Here is a 16,442-nt window from a genome sequence, read left to right as displayed (position 1 = left end):
TCAAGGAAAATGCAATTCTAATATACGAAATATTCTATAATTTCATTCTATTTCTATTAGTCTAGAAAAATAATAAGTTAATTTTGGTAGTTTAATCTATCTTTGCAGTTTCAGTATTTGAAAATCCGAATTATTAAAAAATTATGCAGTTAAGCGAACAAGAGCTCGTTAGGAGAGAAGCGAAGGCCGAATTAGAAAAATTAGGCATTAATCCCTATCCGTCAGAATTATTTGAGGTGAATGTTTCAACTCAGGAAATAAAGGAAAACTACGAGAAGCAGAAGATCGATTATAAGAATATTTCGCTGGCAGGACGACTCATGAGTAAAAGAGTGATGGGATCAGCCTCTTTTGCTGAATTGCAAGACTCTAAAGGTAAGATTCAGATCTATGTTCGGAGAGATGATATATGTCCGGATGAGGATAAAACACTTTATAATACTGTATTTAAAAAATTACTTGATAGAGGTGATTTTATTGGTATAAAAGGATATGTTTTTACTACCCAAACAGGAGAGTTATCTATTCATGTGACTTCCCTTGTAGTGCTTTCAAAATCACTAAAGCCGTTGCCAGTAGTAAAAGAGACAAAAGATGAAGAGGGCAACGTAGTGAAACATGATGCTTTTTCATCACCTGAGTTAAGGTATAGAAGGCGTTATGTTGATTTGGTAGTAAACTCTGATGTTAAAGATACTTTCATAAAAAGAACGCAGTTGGTGAACTCAATGAGAAATTACCTAAATGATAAGGGATATCTTGAGGTAGAGACGCCAATTTTGCAACCCCTCTATGGAGGAGCAGCTGCAAGACCATTCAAGACACATCATAATACTTTAGATATGACGCTTTATTTGCGAATAGCAAATGAGTTGTATTTGAAAAGATTGATCGTAGGGGGGTTTGATGGTGTATACGAATTTTCTAAAGATTTTAGAAATGAAGGTATGTCACGTTTTCATAATCCTGAGTTTACGCAAGTAGAGCTATACGTAGCCTATAAAGACTACTACTGGATGATGGACTTGGTAGAAGAGATGATAGAGAAGGTAGCTTTGGATTTGCACGGAACTACAAAGGTGCAAGTGGGCGAAAATGTTATCGACTTCAAGAGACCATGGAAAAGGTTTACCATGTTTGAAGCCATTGAGCACTTCACAGGAATTGATATTTCTGAAATGGATGAGACTGAACTTAGAAAAACTGCTAAAGAGCTGAATGTTCCTATTGATGAAACAATGGGTAAAGGAAAGCTTATAGATGAGATTTTTGGAGAGAAATGTGAAGGGTTGCTTATACAGCCTACTTTTATTACTGACTATCCTGTAGAAATGTCTCCTTTAGCTAAAAAACATAGAGAAAAAGAAGGGTTAGTAGAAAGGTTTGAGGCTATAGCTAATGGTAAAGAAATTTGTAATGCATTTTCTGAGCTTAATGATGCGATAGACCAGAGAAAGAGATTTGAGGAGCAGCTAGAGTTAGGAAAAAGAGGAGATGAAGAAGCTATGACTCTTGATGAAGATTTCTTAAGAGCCCTGGAATATGGAATGCCTCCTACAGCAGGTCTAGGTGTAGGTATTGATAGGTTAACCATGATCATGACCAATTCTAATTCTATCCAAGATGTGCTTTTCTTCCCTCAGATGAAACCAGAGAAGAAAGTTGAATATGCCACCGCAGCTGATTTTGTAGAAGTAGGCGTTAGAGAAGAATTAGTGCCTATCCTTCAGAAATTAGGTATTCTTACTATTAAGCAACTGAAAGAGGCTACGCCTAGTAAATTGTTTAATGATGTATGTGGTACAAGGAAGAAACTAAAAATGAAGGATGTTAAAAATCCGACTTTAGAAGAAGTTACTGCTTGGATTGAAGGATAAGCAGATACAAGGCATAAAAAAAGGAGTTGCTTGAATAGTAACTCCTTTTTTTATGCCTTGTTTTGATCTCTTAATTATCGTAGAAGCTTCGTGTTCTGTTCAGTTTAAGATCCTGAAGTAAGGATGACTTCACTCTTATAGTAAAATTATAGTTGGTATATACACCGAAAGGAGTCCAGTTCATATTCATTTCCCAGCAGTGTAGATCTCTCGATATACCAAAGTTGGTAAGAGAAACGGCTTTTTCCTCGAAATCATAGCCAGTATTAAAAGTTACTTTCCATTTCTCAGAAAGAGAAAAATCTCCTGATAGTCTTACTGTTTGAGTGATCTTGGCATCTCTGAAGCCCACTTTAGAATAATTAAAACTGTAGTTAACTCTTAAGCTCCAAGGTATAGTGAAGTCTACATAAGAGGCCGAGTTATTAAGTAAAAAGTCTTTGTCAGCTTGATTTAAATCAGAGTTATTTATCCGTTCACGTGTTTTTTCATCACTTTTCTGCCCGCTAGGGTTGAGATTCGTGCTTATGGCTAGGTTGGCATTAGAGAGCTGTCCGAGTCCTTGTCCGTTATTCCAAGTGTATTGGTCTATTCTGTCTTGATCATATATGTTGTCTCCTTGTGAATTAACCGTAACATCATTTAAAACATAAACATAAGGATCAACAGTACCTGTTAAATTAATATTTACTTTCTTTTTGAATACAGATGTATTAGCTCTGAAAGTGATGTTTGACAGCTTGAATGAGTCCGCAACAAAATTATAAGCGGTATTAAAACCGAAATTGTTAAGGATCGGTACTTTGGTCGCTTTATTAGTGGAGTCTGTTTTAGCTTCATTTTTCATTTCCAAACTATTGTTTAATGAAAAGCTAATAGAACCGCTTTCACCATATGAAGGGGCTCCGTAAGCATACCCTTGGTATCTAGATCTTAGAATAGTTTCTCCTTCTTCAGTGGTTAACTCTTGGTAATAGCCGTATTTTTCTGCTCCAAAGTCAGGCCTATATGATAATGAAATATTAGGGTTCATTACATGTCGGATCTTCACTTTTCCTTTTTTTAGATTGAAAAAGCCATATAGCCTGGTACTGAAGCTAGTGCTGAAGTTATATTCATAAACCCTGTTGAAGCCATTAATAGTGTCTGCCACTACAGCCTGGTTAGGGTTGTCTTCATCTAGTTCCCAGGCCAGCTTATCAAAATACCAGTTTTCTGTATAGTTGATAGACGGGGAGGCCGTAAAGTGCTTTAGTACTTTAAATGATGTGCTTAATGGTATTCTATGTTGTAAGCCTTTGTTAGAGTTTTCTAAGAAGGTCCCAAAATTTTGGAAATCAAAAGGAGCTATACTATCAATAGTGGGATCAGATCCAATTTTTCCTAAATTGTTAGTGAGAGTATTTGTTCCTGTTAATGAATATCTAACATTTATCTTTTCTACCCAGCTGTTAGAGGCTCCATTTTTATTTTTAAATGGATAGATGTTTGACATGTTGAAAGTTAGAGAAGGAAGTAATAGATCTACTTCTCTAGTTTGAACATCTTGATTATGTCTCATGCTTAAGCCTAAAGAAAAAGGTGTTCCCTGAAAGGTCTTGGAGTAAGATATGTTCGAGCTTAACTTACGGGTAAAGTTGTTAATGCTGTTTTGAGCTTCAGGTGTATTTATACCCAAATAATTATTGGTATTATAGCTAGAGGTAGCAGCGTTAACTGAAGCCGAAAATCTGCTATTACCTTTAGATTGAGGCGAGTGACTCCAAGCCAAGCGGTAGTCATTTCGAGTGTCTTCGTCTTCTATGTTGTTTGAGAGTCTTAGCTTGGTGTAGTCAAAGTTCACATTACCGTTATAAGCATATCTTTTTTTGTAAACACTGTTTACATGTACTCCATGCCCCCCTTTAGAATATACATCTCCACGTACGGCTATTTTTACATATTCGCTAATATCAAAGAAATAACCCCCACCTCTTAAATAAAATCCCCTACGTCGTTCCTCTCCGTAAGAAGGAATTATAATTCCTGATGAAGCTTCGTTTTTAGCAGGGAACATACCAAAGATAAAACCTAAAGGCGTTGGTACATCGTTAATTTCCAGATTGAACGGACCTGAAACTATTTTATCATTAGGTATGGCTTTGGTTTTTCTAGCCCTTATGCGATAATGCGGATGAGCCAGGTCGCAGGTAGTATAGGTGTTATTGATGCTAAAGAGCTCATCTTTTGAGTTTTTATAAACGGTTTCTCCATGAAGGTACCCTTCTCCCTGTTGGGTTACTACCTCTGATATTCTTGCTTCTCCGGTTTTGAAATTATAACTAATGTCTTTGGTTTCATAGGTCTCTGCACCATTTTTAAATATGGGGTAGCCCACCTTCCTACCTAAAGAGTCTTCTTTGCCGTGTGCAGTAAGTGTATGATTGTTATAGTCTATTTCTATGTGATCGGCTTCTAGCTTGATAGCTCCATAATCAATTTTAGCATCACCATAAAGTTTCACTATCTTTGAGTCGACAGAAAAGTTAATAGAGTCTCTGGCAGAGTAATTGATTGTTGTTTCAATATCACTCTTCGGAGTCTCACTTTTTGTGGAATCTGCAACAAATGCGGTGCTGTCACTGTTATTAGAGATAGTGTCAGCTTCCATGTTTTCATTACCTAGAACCTCCTTAGGTGTACTAATATTTTTTTCAGGAGTTTGAGCATGACCTAAAGCAATGAAGAAACCAAAAAAAACTAAAAGTAAACCGTGTTTGGCTAAATACCAGAATTTCAATTTGAGTAGCGGATTTTTCGGTTTTAGAGAAAAAATTACAATTTTGTGCAAAGTTATTGGAATAACTTTTAAGAAGCGAAAGATTGTGAAGAATATTACCATAGTTTTTCTTCTCTTAGCAATTACCTTGCTAAGTTCATCATCTCAGATAAAAAAAACTGATTTTAAAGTAAAAACAGTTGTAATAGATGCTGGGCATGGTGGACATGACCCTGGTACTCATGGCAGTAGCACGAAAGAGAAGGACCTTGTATTGAAAGTAGCGCTGAAATTAGGCAGCTACATAGAAGAGTATTTACCTGATGTAAAAGTCATTTACACCAGGGATGATGATACTTTTGTGACCCTGAAAGGCAGGGCGGAAATAGCAAATAAAAATAAAGCTGATGTTTTTATTTCTATTCATGCTAACTCCTTGCCCGAAAGCGTAAGTACCACTAGAAAAAATCAGATAAGAGGAACGGAAACTTATGTGATGGGCGCACAAAACACAGGTAGAAATTTAGAAGTAGCGAAAAGGGAAAACTCTGTGATCCTTTTAGAGGAAGACTACGAAAAAACTTATGATTTTGATCCCAATTCTCCGGAATCATACATCCTTTTTTCGTTAACTCAGTCTGCTTTTCAAGAAAAAAGTATTTACTTGGCAACACAGATAGAGAATCAGTTTAAAACCCGGGCAGGAAGACATAGCTTAGGTGTTAAGCAATCTAGCCTTTATGTATTATGGAGTACGGCCATGCCCAGTGTTCTGGTAGAAATTGGTTATCTTTCTAATAGTACCGAGGAAGAACAACTGAACAATTCATCTGTTCAAGGTAACATAGCTTCAGGAATCTTTAGAGCTTTCCGAGACTATAAAAATGAAATAGAGTCTTTAAATAAATAATTATTAAGTGAAGGTGTCAAAAGAATTAAAAGTAGGCGTATTTATGGTATTCTCAATCGCCATACTTTATTTAGGCTTTAACTATTTAAAAGGACAGGATTTTTTCTCATCTAATAATAAATACTATGCTATTTATGAAAATGTAGACGGACTAAGTGTGTCTAACCCTGTGCTGGTAAATGGTTTTGCTGTGGGTAGAGTGAGTAGAATTAACTTACTTCAAAATCACGATGATCAGATTTTGGTCGAAATGGATATCAGTGGAGATATCGTGTTAGGAGACTCAGCTACAGCTAAGTTGAATAGTGATTTTCTTGGCAATAAATCTATTCTATTGAGCACAGGAAATGCTAAAAAACTTCATGAACCTGGTGATACTATCTTAGCCGTGTTAGATAAAGGGATTGCAGATATCTTAGCAGAAAGTGCTCAGCCAGTGGCTAATAACTTGGAGGCTACTATTAAGAAAATAAACGCCATATTAGATAATCTCAATGGCAATAGCGAAAAAATTAACAGGATGATGGATGGCTTTGAAAAGACTCCTGTCATTTTGAATGCTACTATTGCAGATGTAAAGCAAAAATTAGGATCTATCAATACTACTTTTGATCAGGTAGGAGGTGAGCTTAATACTACTTTGAAACAAACTCAACCACTTTTATCTAATCTTACTGTATTTAGTGACTCTTTAAAGAGATTGGAGTTGAACCATACTGTGGATCAGGCAAACAAGGCCTTAACTAACCTTAATGAGGCTATAGAGCATTTTTCTAATAATGAAGGTACATTGGGTAAGCTTATAAATGAGGATTCACTTTATAATAATCTCAATAATACTTTTGAAACACTGGATCAATTACTGATCCATTTAGACACCCAACCCAAAGATTTTTTCTCCCCATTTGGCAGGAAAAAGTCTAAAATAGAACGTAATCGTAATAAGGAAGAAGAGGATTAACTATTGCTTTTAACTACTCTCCTTCATTAATAGCACTGGATTTTGCCTGTTTTGTTTTAAATTTATAAGAGATGAAATCTCTTTTTACACAAAAAAAGCAGGAGATGGAAGCTTAGGTTTTAATACTGAGCTTTTATTACTGTGTGCTATCCCTTATGAATATTGAATTTAATAAAAATGAAGACCACCACAAGCAGCTGATCTACAAGCTTAAAAAAAAGAGCGATCAGACAAAGCTTGGTGGAGGAGAGAAAAAAATTGAAAAGCAACACCATAAAGGCAAACTGACAGCGCGGGAGCGTATTGCCTATCTGGTAGATGATGATAGTGATCTTTTAGAAATAGGCCTGCTGGCAGGAGAGGGCATGTATGCTGATGTTGGAGGCTGCCCTTCTGGAGGAGTGGTAACCGTATTAGCTAAAGTGCAGGGTCGTATGTGCATAGTGGTGGCTAATGATGCCACTGTAAAAGCTGGAGCCTGGTTCCCTATCACGGCCAAAAAGAATCTTCGAGCACAGGAGATAGCAATGGAAAACCATCTGCCAATTATTTATCTGGTGGATAGCGCTGGTGTATTCTTACCAATGCAAGACGAAATTTTTCCAGACAAGGAGCATTTTGGGCGTCAGTTCAGAAACAATGCTAAAATGTCAGCTATGGGTATAGTGCAAATAGCGGCTATCATGGGCAGTTGTGTTGCTGGCGGGGCTTACTTACCTATTATGTCTGATGAGGCTATGATCGTAGACAAAACAGGCTCTATTTTCTTAGCGGGTTCTTATTTGGTAAAAGCAGCTATAGGAGAGAATATAGACAATGAGACCCTAGGTGGAGCTACTACCCACTGTGAAATTTCAGGTGTTACTGATAATAAATTTGATAATGATGAGGCTTGCCTTGACTATATAAAATCACTTTTTGATAAACTAGGAGAGGCCGAGAAAGCAGGCTTTAGTAGAAAAGAAACCATGAAGCCAGAAAGCTTTGATGATTTGCTGGGCACTTTCCCTAAAGATAGAGCAGCGCCTTATGATATAAAGGATATTATTAGGAAGCTGGTAGATGGAAGCGAGTTTGACGAATACAAAGAGCTCTATGGTAAAACCATAGTATGCGGCTATGCTCGTGTTGATGGTTGGGCTGTTGGAATAGTGGCGAATCAAAGAAAAGTAGTAAAGAGTAAGCAAGGAGAGATGCAGATGGGGGGGGTGATTTATTCTGATTCTGCAGATAAAGCTGCACGTTTTATTATGAACTGTAATCAGCGTAAGATACCTTTGGTGTTTTTACAGGATGTGAGCGGCTTTATGGTGGGAAGTAAGGCGGAACATGGTGGAATTATTAAAGATGGAGCTAAAATGGTGAATGCTATGGCTAACTCTACTGTTCCTAAATTTACCATTGTAATAGGTAATTCTTATGGTGCAGGTAATTATGCCATGTGTGGTAAAGCCTATGATCCCAGGTTTATATATGCCTGGCCTTCTGCCCAAATGGCGGTAATGAGTGGTGCCTCTGCGGCTAAAACACTGCTACAAATAAAAGTAGCTACATTAAAAGCTCAAGGTAAAGAAATATCTAAAGAGGAAGAAGAAACTCTTTTAAAAGAAATTACTGATAAATATAATGAAGAACTTAGCCCATATTATGCAGCAGCACGAATGTGGGTGGATGGCATTGTTGACCCTAGAGAAACAAGAAAGGTGATATCTATGGGCATAGAGGCGGCAAACCATGCTCCTGTAGAAAAGTTTAATGTTGGGGTTATTCAAACTTAAATTATTGAATGAAACAAGAAGAACTGAAGGCTTTAGTATCGTTATTGGATGATGAAGACGCTGAAATTATTGCGCATGTAGAGAAAAAGATTATCTCACTGGGAGAAAACATGATTCCTATCTTAGAAACAGAATGGGAAAGTAATTTAAATCCTTTGGTTCAGGAGCGCATAGAGGAGCTGATACATGTATTGCAGTTCGATCTGATACAGGAGCGGTTAGTGAAATGGTTTTCTGAAGATGAGCCTGACTTGCTCGAAGGTATGTGGATAGTGGCGACCTATCAATATCCTGATTTAGAGTATACTAAACTTAAGCAGGATCTTGAGCAGATCTATTATGACGCTTGGTTAGAGTTTAAACCAGATATTCACCCTTATGATCAGGTGAGACTTTTGAATAGTGTGATTTTCAGCAAACTAAAATTTGGCGCTAATACTAAGAATTTTCACTCTCCGAGTAACTCTATGATAAATATGGTTTTGGAGTCAAGAAAAGGGAATCCTATATCTCTCTGTGTGCTTTATATGCTCGTAGCGCGAAAGCTAAAGATGCCTGTTTATGGTGTTAATTTGCCAAACTTGTTTATTCTTACTTATAAGAGCGAAAATGAGAATTATTCTCAGTTTTATATTAATGCCTTTAATAGGGGACTTATTTTCTCTAAAGATGATATAGATAATTATATTCATGAGCTAAGGATGAACCCTGAGGAAACCTTCTATCAGCCTTGCGATAATAGAGATATTGTACTTAGAGTTTTAAGAAACTTGGTTGTTTCTTTTGATAAAATAGGAGATCATTCAAAGTCAGAAGAAATAAAGACTCTGCTTGAAAGCGTAGGGGATCATGGGCATTTAGGTATATAAAAGGGGGTTATCCCCTTTTTACCATGCATCCTATAGGTCTAACATTGCTAGTTGCAGGTTGTCCTGAGAGTAAGTTGTCAATATTAATTTTTAAATACTGCTCTTTTACGTCTGAAGCTACCTGTGGGTTATTATCTATGGCTCCCTGGTAAAAAACTGAAAAATGGCTTCCATTATTTTTAAGTAAAAAGGCATGGGGGCTCTTGCTTGCATGTAGGGCATTCATTACTTTTTGTTCTTTATCAGACAAATAAGCAACATTAAGACCCCAAGTGTTCATTTTGTTCTTCATGTCACTTTCAGATTCTTTATCTTCATTATGCGCATTGATCAAAATAAAACTGATACCCTTTTTGCTGTATTCTGAGATGATCTGAGTGATCCTTCCTTCGTAGTAAACAGAGTAAGGACAGACGTTACTGGTGAAAATTACCACTACCCCTTTGCTGTCTTTATAATCAGAGAGGGATACCTTTTGGTTATTGGTAACGTTGTTTAATGTAAAGTCATCTACCTTTTGCCCTAAAGCCAATGGTAGCTGTACTATGGTCAATAATGCTATGATCAATATTTTATTCATGACTTTAATTAATGTTAAAAGCTAAGATATAGTTTTCTTCTACTCTATATTCTAATTCATAGCTTTTGGTAATACTATTGACAATTATTTTGCCAAATATGGTTCCTTTAGGTTTTAAGTCAAAAGGTGCTATTTTGATATTCTCTTTGAAAGAGAGCTTCTCAGAGCTGCAAATTTTGTATAAGGCTTCTTTAGCACACCAGTAAATCCCAAGTTTTTCTATGTTGTTATCAGCATTTTGAGTTTCTGCTTCACTAAGGAATTTGTGCTGCACTTTTATAAGTTTTTCTTTTTTTTGTTCCAAATCTATACCTACATCGGTTTTCAGGTCTAGTAATACAGATACATACGGATAAGAATGAGATAATGAAATTTCTGCGTCACAGCCTTTAAGAAATGGTTTGCCGTGTTCATCCTTTACTACACCATGATAGGGCAAGTTTAGTTCTTGGCATAAGGACATAATGGTAAGCCTACAAGCCAGCCATTCTTTCTTTTTGTCTTCATGCCGAAAGGCCGTAAGCATAGTATACTCTTCGGTTTCTTTTTTTACAGCTTCAAACAGATGCTCGTAAGATTCTTCTATGTGCCATAAAGCCAGAAATCTGTTGCTATTTATTTTTTCGATTTTATGAAGTGGCATTTGATTACTGAATGGAAACTTGCTTCTTTGCTTTAAAATTTTGTAAAATAATCATTATTCATGGGCAAAGTTAATGTTTCCAAACTCAAAACCTTTACCGGACATAATGATTGTGTGTATACCCTGGAGAGAACGCAATATGATCACATTTTCTTTTCAGGTGCTGGAGATGGTATGGTGGTGTACTGGAACCTGGAAGCTTCTGAAAACGGACAGCTGATAGCTAAATTACCTAATTCTATTTATGCCTTGCATTACATGCAATCTAAAAACTTACTGGCAGTAGGGCATAACTATGATGGCATTCATATCATAGACTGGGAAAATAGAAAGGAAATAGGTTCTTTAAAGCTAACAGACGAGGCTATATTTGATATTCAGTCTTATCACGATTTCTTGATTATAGGAGATAAGAAGGGTACAATAACTATAGTCAATGCAGGTGACTTAAGAGTAGTATATAAGATTGCCTCGGCAGATTACAGCGCCAGAACTATTGCGATAAACAAAACCCTAGGTGAGATGGCAGTGGGGTATAGTGATAACAAAATTAGAATCTATTCCTTAGAAGACTTTGAGCTTAAGTATGAGTTTAAGGCTCATGATAACTCAGTGTTTACAGTAAAGTATGCGCCTGATACTCAGTTTTTAATGAGCGCGGGTAGAGATGCACACCTGAAAATATGGGATAGTAAAGCAGGATATTTGTTGCTAGAGGATATTGTGGCTCACATGTACGCCATTAATCATTTGGATTTTAGTCCTGATGGTAAACATTTTGTAACTTGTAGCATGGATAAATCCATAAAAGTTTGGGATAATAATAGCTTTCGTTTGTTGAAGGTTATAGATAAGGCCAGACATGCAGGACATGGAACTTCTGTAAATAAATTATTGTGGTCTAAGTATGATAACCTTTTGATTAGTGCCGGAGATGATAGGGCAATATCAGTATGGGATATTCAGTTTAATAATTAATAGTTGGTTCAACTACACTCAAAATTATGCTATGAAAATAACGCCTTTAGAAATACGACAAAAAACATTTGAGAAAGCATTTCGAGGTTTAGATAAAGACGAGGTTACTGCTTTTTTAGTAACTATGTCACAAGAATGGGAGAAGCTCGTTGATGAAAATAAAGAACTTAAAATAAAATTAGAATCTTCTGAAAAAGAAGTGGAGAAGCTTCGGGAAGTTGAAAACTCGCTATTCAAGACCTTGAAGACTGCCGAAGATACGGGCGCTAATATGATCGATCAGGCTAATAGAACTGCCGAGCTACATCTTAGAGAGGCACAAATGAAAGCCGAAGCTTTACTTAATGATGCCAAGAACCGAGCTAAAGATATTATGGAGGAGGCTGAAATAAAATCAAGAACTACCATTGAGGATATGGAAGCCGAAGTGAAAACCATAGCTCAGATGTACCGTACTCTTGATAATGCTAAGGAAGATCTTTTATCTGATATTAAGACTTTTGCTACTGAAGCCTTAGATAAAGTAGAGCGAGTGAAAGCCCATAAAAAGAAGTTTAATATTGAAGAAGAAATGTTACGCATTAAGCGTGAATCAATAGATAAGGCTGCTAAAAGTGCCCTTAAATTTGAAAAGGAAACGCTTAATGAAATTACTTTTGAGGTAGTAGGTAATGTGTCTTCAGAATCAGAAGATAGTAAAGAAAGTCCTATTAGGGAAGAACGGAAGCTGGACAAAGAGGCCTTGCTGAAGATGGAGGATGATTATAGAAGGAAATATATGCAGGACCAAGAGAAAGAGCAGGAGGTTGAGGAGGAAGAGCTAGAAGAGGAAGAGCCGGTTACTGTATCTCAATCTCAATATTCTCCTGAGCTGGAAGAAGAGGATGAAAGCTATCCTGATGAGGAAATAGATCATTTTGAGGCGGAAGAGGATCTGGAGCCTGAGCCAGAAGTGGTAGTGGAGGAAAAACCAGCGCCTAAGCCAGAACCTAAACCTGAACCAGTAGTGGAATCCGCCCCGGTGAAGCCCAAAGAAGTAAAAAAGAATACAGTAAAGAAAAATACAGTAAAAAAGAGTAGTAAGAGTACATCTTTTTTTGATGATATAGAGTAATGGGTAAAGTAGCTTTGAAAGGCCTGAAGTTTAAGGCATACCACGGTTATTATGATGAGGAAAGACAAAAAGGAAATCAGTTTGAAGTAAACATAGCTGTAAAGACTGTTTTCCTAAAAGCGGCTGAAAATGATGACCTTGATAATACAGTAGACTACGAGCAACTCTATAAAATAGTGAAGGAAGAGATGGGAATCCCTTCCAAGTTATTGGAGCACGTGGTAAAAAGGATTACCGACCGGGTAATAAAAGAAATAAAAGCAGTGGATAAGGTTAAAGTATCTTTATCTAAGTTTAACCCACCTATTGGAGGTGACTGTAGAGAGTCTAAAGTAACTCTAAAGGCTAAACGATAAATGTAAAAAGGAGAGAAGCTTCAAAGTTATTGAGGTACATTCTCTCCTGTTTTCACGAAAGTGAATCCTCGAGCATCTGCTCCTTCATAAAAATCTACCTCGAGTCCTAGTAGGTACATAGTTTCCCTTTTCTGAACTAGTACAGGTATCCCGTCTTGTTTATATTCTAAGTCGTTGTCTTTTTTTTGATCAAACCCAAGCATATAAGTAAAGCCCGCACATCCTCCGGCTCCTTTTATGCCTATTCTCAATGAATAGCCTTCAGGAATGTTCTTGTTTGTCATGATATTTTTCACTTCCTCCACTGCTTTTGGGGTAAGCGTTACGGGCACTAATCCATCCATGAATTTCTCTTTTATGTTTCTATTTGTAAACTTAGAAAAGAAAAAATTAATTTCGGAATTCACACTTTTTAAATAACGGCTAAGCTCAATATCTTCGTAGTGGAAATATTTTGATGGTATACTCATCGAATTCATTAATTTAGAGACAGAACAAACAAAATATATGGAATTAGTTATTGAATTTGCTAAACTATTAATCCCGGCGGCTATAGTATTATACGCTATGTACCTGGTAGTAAAATCTTTTTTGGATAAAGAGCTGGCTAAACAAAGCATGGAAATTAGAGGCAAAAGCATTGAAACAGTACTGCCTAACCGACTGCATGCATATGAGCGTGTTTGCTTGTTTTTAGAGAGGATTACGCTCAATAGTCTTATTTTACGATTAAATAATGGTAAGTATACAGCCAGAGAGTTTCAGCAGATAATGATTAATGAAATTCGTGAGGAATATAATCATAACGTTTCTCAGCAGCTATATATGAGTGACGAGGTCTGGGAAATGGTGAAGAGTTCTAAAGAAGGGTTAATTACCATGATTAACGAGGCCATGAGTGAGCTAAAGCCAGAGGCAGATAACCTGGATCTTGCTAAACAGCTTTTTGAGAAATCGGTAAATCAGAATGATGATAAAATTCAATCCACTCTTTTGGCTTTAAAAAATGAAATTAGACAGGCTTTTTAAATGAGTACTACAGGTCAGGATAATAAGTTTTTTCGAAAGGCTCAACAAATGGCTTCTGATATGTATCAGAACAGAGGCAAGCTTAATGATCTTTTGAAAAGAGCTATGGAGAAAATTCAAGATGTGCTGGATAAAAATAAAAGCAATAGGCCGCTCCAAAATGCTCTTACTCTCATACGTATGGTGAAGGCTTATATTAATGGCGCTTATAGAGATGTTCAAACCAGTAGCATTTTGCTGGCCATAGCCGCGCTCATTTATTTTGTAATGCCTATAGACCTCATTCCTGATTTTATTCCTGTAACTGGTTTGATTGATGACTTTGGTATTATGCTCTGGGTTTATAAGAAAATTCAGGACGAAATAGATCGGTTTCTTGATTGGGAAGATCTGCAGAAAAATAACATTAGCTGAGTTTAAAGGTTAACTAAGGATGAATTCCACAAAAAAGTCAGCACTTGTTTTAGGCAGTACCGGGCTCATCGGTAATCAGTTACTTCATATTTTATTAAAAGATCATTATTATTACAAGGTTTATGCTGTAAGTAGGCATGAGTTAGAATTTAAGAATGATCGGCTAGTAACTGTTATTGCCGATTTTGACAACGTGGATGAGCGCATAGAGGGGCTTGCTTTTAACGATATTTATTGCTGCTTAGGCACTACGATAAAAAAGGCAGGAAATAAAGAGGCTTTTAAACAAATAGACCTTGATTATCCTTTAAAAGTAGCTCAAAAAGGTTTGAAGCAGGGAGCTAGTAAGTACTTACTAATATCAGCAATGGGAGCTGATAAGAAATCTACTTTTTTCTACAATAGAATTAAGGGTGAAGTGGAGGAGGCCTTAGCTAAAATGAAATACAGGTCGGTTCATATATTTAGACCGTCTTTGCTGTTAGGAGATAGAGAAGAGAAAAGGCCAGGAGAAGCTGCTGCTAGTGTAATCTCTAAGCTTTTTTCTTTTGCATTTGTAGGTGCATTGAAGAAATATAAGCCCGTAGAATCAAGTAAAGTGGCTCAGGCTATGTTAGCTCTAGCTAAGGATAAAACCAAAGGAGTGCATATTCACGAATCAGAAGAATTACAAAAATATTAGTTTTTAATGATTGCAGTTGTTCAAAGAGTTTCAGAATCTTCAGTAAAAATAGAAGGCGAAGTTAAAGGTGAGATTGGTGCAGGACTGATGGTGCTGTTAGGTATAGAAGATGCTGATGATACTGAAGATATTCAGTGGCTTTCAAAGAAAATAACCAATATGCGCATTTTTAATGATGATGACGAGGTTATGAATAAGAGTGTGCAAGATGTTAATGGAGATATTTTATTGATAAGTCAGTTTACGTTACATGCCAGTACAAAAAAAGGGAATAGGCCTTCTTACATAAGGGCGGCTAAGCCGGATGTAGCTATTCCTCTATATAAAAAATTTATTGCTCAGGTAGAAGCCGATTTTGGAAAGAAGATTCAAACCGGTGAGTTTGGAGCTGATATGAAGGTGAGTCTGGTAAATGATGGGCCGGTGACCATAATTATTGATTCGAAAGACAAAAAATGACGATAGAAGAAGCCCAAGAAATAGTGGATAAGTGGATTAACACCACTGGAGTGAGGTATTTTAACGAGCTTACTAATATGGCTATTCTTACAGAAGAAGTAGGAGAGGTGGCTCGGATAATGGCTCGTAGATACGGGGAGCAGTCAGAAAAGGAATCAGATAAAGATAAAGATCTTGGAGATGAAATGGCGGACGTATTATGGGTATTGATATGCCTGGCCAATCAAACCGGAATAGATTTAACAGAGGCCTTTAAAAAGAACCTGGAGAAGAAATCTATCCGGGATAAGGACAGGCATAAAAACAATGAGAAGCTAAAGTAATTAGTTGCTTAGCGTAATTTCTCCATCTCTAATTACGGGCACTACTTTATATTCATCTAGCTTCATGCAGAATTCAATATCTTCATGAATGTTCATGCCATTTAGCCGCTTGGCATGAGATGAGTTTTTTACTGCTTCTAGCAAGCTGGCCTCAGTGTATTCAAAAGCCGCTTGAGCAAACAGCGGGGCATCACAAGCAGATTCGAAATCATCTTTTAGTTTAGCTACCAAAGCCCCTGCGAAGAGTGAGTCTTCCAGGTTTACCTTGCCCTTCCAGCCAGCACAGAATACAATAACATCTTTGTCCTGATTTTTTAGGTATTCGGCTACGGCTGTTATATTTAAGAAAGAGCCAATTACTATCTCATCTGCTTCGGCTGATTTTTCAATGGCTACAGTGCCATTAGTGGTAGTAACGGCCACTTTATTTCCTTTTACCTCTTCTTGCATATAGTCGAAAGGGGAGTTGCCCAGATCAAAGTCTTCCACTTTGATGCCGTTTCTTTCTCCAGCCAAAAAGTAATTCTGCTTTTTCATTTCGCGGCAAGCAGCCTGATCAGCAAAAGGGCGAATAGCCTTTACTCCATGGGCCATACCTGTAGTCATACAAGAGGTGGCTCGTAGAATATCTACGATGACCACCAGCTTACCCTTTAAATCAAATAGATGAATGAGCTCAGGGCTCAAACAAACATCAATAGTCTTCATTAA

General features: G+C 36.9%; 18 protein-coding genes. 13 read left to right on the top strand and 5 right to left on the bottom strand.

What is annotated here, in order from left to right:
- Nucleotides 1–143: 143 nt before the first annotated feature.
- A complete protein-coding gene (lysS, locus tag JL102_RS10380; RefSeq protein WP_202244330.1) occupies nucleotides 144–1,877 on the top strand; it encodes a lysine--tRNA ligase in 1,734 nt (577 codons plus the stop codon).
- A 70-nt stretch (nucleotides 1,878–1,947) separates the two neighbouring features.
- On the opposite strand, the gene JL102_RS10375 is transcribed toward lysS, so the two are convergent.
- Entirely contained in the window at nucleotides 1,948–4,656 is a 2,709-nt protein-coding gene (locus JL102_RS10375; protein WP_202244559.1) for a putative LPS assembly protein LptD, read from the bottom strand.
- A gap of 85 nt (nucleotides 4,657–4,741) precedes the next feature.
- On the opposite strand from JL102_RS10375, the gene JL102_RS10370 reads away from it, so the two are divergent.
- The 4 genes from JL102_RS10370 (at nucleotide 4,742) to JL102_RS10355 (ending at nucleotide 9,153) form a co-directional block, all read left to right on the top strand.
- On the top strand, nucleotides 4,742–5,545 hold the full coding sequence (locus JL102_RS10370; RefSeq protein ID WP_317191631.1) for an N-acetylmuramoyl-L-alanine amidase family protein: 804 nt from the start codon (nucleotides 4,742–4,744) through the stop codon (nucleotides 5,543–5,545).
- A 7-nt stretch (nucleotides 5,546–5,552) separates the two neighbouring features.
- Nucleotides 5,553–6,506 (top strand): MlaD family protein, encoded by a 954-nt coding sequence (locus tag JL102_RS10365; protein ID WP_202244328.1) that lies wholly within the window; start codon nucleotides 5,553–5,555, stop codon nucleotides 6,504–6,506.
- 155 nt (nucleotides 6,507–6,661) lie between these two features.
- Entirely contained in the window at nucleotides 6,662–8,284 is a 1,623-nt protein-coding gene (locus JL102_RS10360; RefSeq protein ID WP_202244327.1) for an acyl-CoA carboxylase subunit beta, read from the top strand.
- Nucleotides 8,285–8,292: 8 nt separating this feature from the next.
- Nucleotides 8,293–9,153 carry a transglutaminase-like domain-containing protein gene (locus JL102_RS10355; RefSeq protein WP_202244326.1) on the top strand — a complete coding sequence of 287 codons (861 nt, stop codon included), beginning with the start codon at nucleotides 8,293–8,295 and terminating at the stop codon, nucleotides 9,151–9,153.
- Between the two features lie 7 nt (nucleotides 9,154–9,160).
- Here the strand turns inward: JL102_RS10355 and JL102_RS10350 are convergent, their stop codons facing one another.
- Both JL102_RS10350 and JL102_RS10345 read right to left on the bottom strand, forming a co-directional pair.
- Entirely contained in the window at nucleotides 9,161–9,733 is a 573-nt protein-coding gene (locus JL102_RS10350) for a redoxin domain-containing protein (protein WP_202244325.1), read from the bottom strand.
- A gap of 4 nt (nucleotides 9,734–9,737) precedes the next feature.
- Nucleotides 9,738–10,376 carry a 4'-phosphopantetheinyl transferase family protein gene (locus JL102_RS10345; protein WP_202244324.1) on the bottom strand — a complete coding sequence of 213 codons (639 nt, stop codon included), beginning with the start codon at nucleotides 10,374–10,376 and terminating at the stop codon, nucleotides 9,738–9,740.
- A 60-nt stretch (nucleotides 10,377–10,436) separates the two neighbouring features.
- Between JL102_RS10345 and JL102_RS10340 the strand changes: the two genes are divergently transcribed.
- Genes JL102_RS10340 through folB form a run of 3 tightly spaced genes read left to right on the top strand, consistent with a single transcriptional unit; the run spans nucleotide 10,437 to nucleotide 12,824 of the window.
- Entirely contained in the window at nucleotides 10,437–11,354 is a 918-nt protein-coding gene (locus tag JL102_RS10340) for a WD40 repeat domain-containing protein (RefSeq protein WP_202244323.1), read from the top strand.
- 31 nt (nucleotides 11,355–11,385) lie between these two features.
- Complete coding sequence (locus tag JL102_RS10335; protein ID WP_202244322.1) at nucleotides 11,386–12,468, top strand: DivIVA domain-containing protein; 1,083 nt, start codon at nucleotides 11,386–11,388, stop codon at nucleotides 12,466–12,468.
- Complete coding sequence (folB, locus tag JL102_RS10330; protein ID WP_202244321.1) at nucleotides 12,468–12,824, top strand: dihydroneopterin aldolase; 357 nt, start codon at nucleotides 12,468–12,470, stop codon at nucleotides 12,822–12,824. Before JL102_RS10335 ends, folB begins: the two co-directional genes overlap by 1 nt.
- 26 nt (nucleotides 12,825–12,850) lie before the next feature.
- Here folB and JL102_RS10325 read toward each other — a convergent pair whose 3' ends face one another.
- The gene (locus JL102_RS10325; RefSeq protein ID WP_317191630.1) at nucleotides 12,851–13,294 is read right to left on the bottom strand and encodes a HesB/IscA family protein; all 444 of its coding nucleotides are present in this window, start codon (nucleotides 13,292–13,294) and stop codon (nucleotides 12,851–12,853) included.
- A gap of 37 nt (nucleotides 13,295–13,331) precedes the next feature.
- Between JL102_RS10325 and JL102_RS10320 the strand changes: the two genes are divergently transcribed.
- Genes JL102_RS10320 through JL102_RS10300 form a run of 5 tightly spaced genes read left to right on the top strand, consistent with a single transcriptional unit; the run spans nucleotide 13,332 to nucleotide 15,731 of the window.
- Nucleotides 13,332–13,853 carry a DUF7935 family protein gene (locus tag JL102_RS10320; protein WP_202244320.1) on the top strand — a complete coding sequence of 174 codons (522 nt, stop codon included), beginning with the start codon at nucleotides 13,332–13,334 and terminating at the stop codon, nucleotides 13,851–13,853.
- The gene (locus JL102_RS10315) at nucleotides 13,854–14,267 is read left to right on the top strand and encodes a YkvA family protein (protein ID WP_202244319.1); all 414 of its coding nucleotides are present in this window, start codon (nucleotides 13,854–13,856) and stop codon (nucleotides 14,265–14,267) included.
- A gap of 19 nt (nucleotides 14,268–14,286) precedes the next feature.
- On the top strand, nucleotides 14,287–14,949 hold the full coding sequence (locus JL102_RS10310) for an NAD-dependent epimerase/dehydratase family protein (protein WP_202244318.1): 663 nt from the start codon (nucleotides 14,287–14,289) through the stop codon (nucleotides 14,947–14,949).
- A gap of 6 nt (nucleotides 14,950–14,955) precedes the next feature.
- On the top strand, nucleotides 14,956–15,408 hold the full coding sequence (dtd, locus tag JL102_RS10305) for a D-aminoacyl-tRNA deacylase (RefSeq protein WP_202244317.1): 453 nt from the start codon (nucleotides 14,956–14,958) through the stop codon (nucleotides 15,406–15,408).
- The gene (locus JL102_RS10300) at nucleotides 15,405–15,731 is read left to right on the top strand and encodes a nucleotide pyrophosphohydrolase (RefSeq protein ID WP_202244316.1); all 327 of its coding nucleotides are present in this window, start codon (nucleotides 15,405–15,407) and stop codon (nucleotides 15,729–15,731) included. Before dtd ends, JL102_RS10300 begins: the two co-directional genes overlap by 4 nt.
- On the opposite strand, the gene JL102_RS10295 is transcribed toward JL102_RS10300, so the two are convergent.
- Nucleotides 15,732–16,439, bottom strand: a complete 708-nt coding sequence (locus JL102_RS10295) for a 2-phosphosulfolactate phosphatase (RefSeq protein WP_202244315.1) — start codon at nucleotides 16,437–16,439, stop codon at nucleotides 15,732–15,734.
- Between the last annotated feature and the right edge of the window lie 3 nt (nucleotides 16,440–16,442).

Origin of the sequence: Fulvivirga sediminis (assembly GCF_016757215.1) — a bacterium.
Lineage (GTDB): Bacteria > Bacteroidota > Bacteroidia > Cytophagales > Cyclobacteriaceae > Fulvivirga > Fulvivirga sediminis.
Note: the sequence above shows the minus strand (reverse complement) of the source record. Positions and strands in the feature narration are given on the sequence as shown.

Bases quoted from the DNA above. Each gene is read 5' to 3' on its own strand.
- JL102_RS10315 (WP_202244319.1), top strand. From the start codon at position 13,854: ATGAGTACTACAGGTCAGGATAATAAGTTTTTTCGAAAGGCTCAACAA.
- JL102_RS10310 (WP_202244318.1), top strand. From the start codon at position 14,287: ATGAATTCCACAAAAAAGTCAGCACTTGTTTTAGGCAGTACCGGGCTC.
- lysS (WP_202244330.1), top strand. From the start codon at position 144: ATGCAGTTAAGCGAACAAGAGCTCGTTAGGAGAGAAGCGAAGGCCGAA.
- folB (WP_202244321.1), top strand. From the start codon at position 12,468: ATGGGTAAAGTAGCTTTGAAAGGCCTGAAGTTTAAGGCATACCACGGT.
- JL102_RS10335 (WP_202244322.1), top strand. From the start codon at position 11,386: ATGAAAATAACGCCTTTAGAAATACGACAAAAAACATTTGAGAAAGCA.
- JL102_RS10345 (WP_202244324.1), bottom strand. From the start codon at position 10,376: ATGCCACTTCATAAAATCGAAAAAATAAATAGCAACAGATTTCTGGCT.
- JL102_RS10300 (WP_202244316.1), top strand. From the start codon at position 15,405: ATGACGATAGAAGAAGCCCAAGAAATAGTGGATAAGTGGATTAACACC.
- dtd (WP_202244317.1), top strand. From the start codon at position 14,956: ATGATTGCAGTTGTTCAAAGAGTTTCAGAATCTTCAGTAAAAATAGAA.
- JL102_RS10295 (WP_202244315.1), bottom strand. From the start codon at position 16,439: ATGAAGACTATTGATGTTTGTTTGAGCCCTGAGCTCATTCATCTATTT.
- JL102_RS10355 (WP_202244326.1), top strand. From the start codon at position 8,293: ATGAAACAAGAAGAACTGAAGGCTTTAGTATCGTTATTGGATGATGAA.
- JL102_RS10350 (WP_202244325.1), bottom strand. From the start codon at position 9,733: ATGAATAAAATATTGATCATAGCATTATTGACCATAGTACAGCTACCA.
- JL102_RS10360 (WP_202244327.1), top strand. From the start codon at position 6,662: ATGAATATTGAATTTAATAAAAATGAAGACCACCACAAGCAGCTGATC.
- JL102_RS10320 (WP_202244320.1), top strand. From the start codon at position 13,332: ATGGAATTAGTTATTGAATTTGCTAAACTATTAATCCCGGCGGCTATA.
- JL102_RS10340 (WP_202244323.1), top strand. From the start codon at position 10,437: ATGGGCAAAGTTAATGTTTCCAAACTCAAAACCTTTACCGGACATAAT.
- JL102_RS10325 (WP_317191630.1), bottom strand. From the start codon at position 13,294: ATGAGTATACCATCAAAATATTTCCACTACGAAGATATTGAGCTTAGC.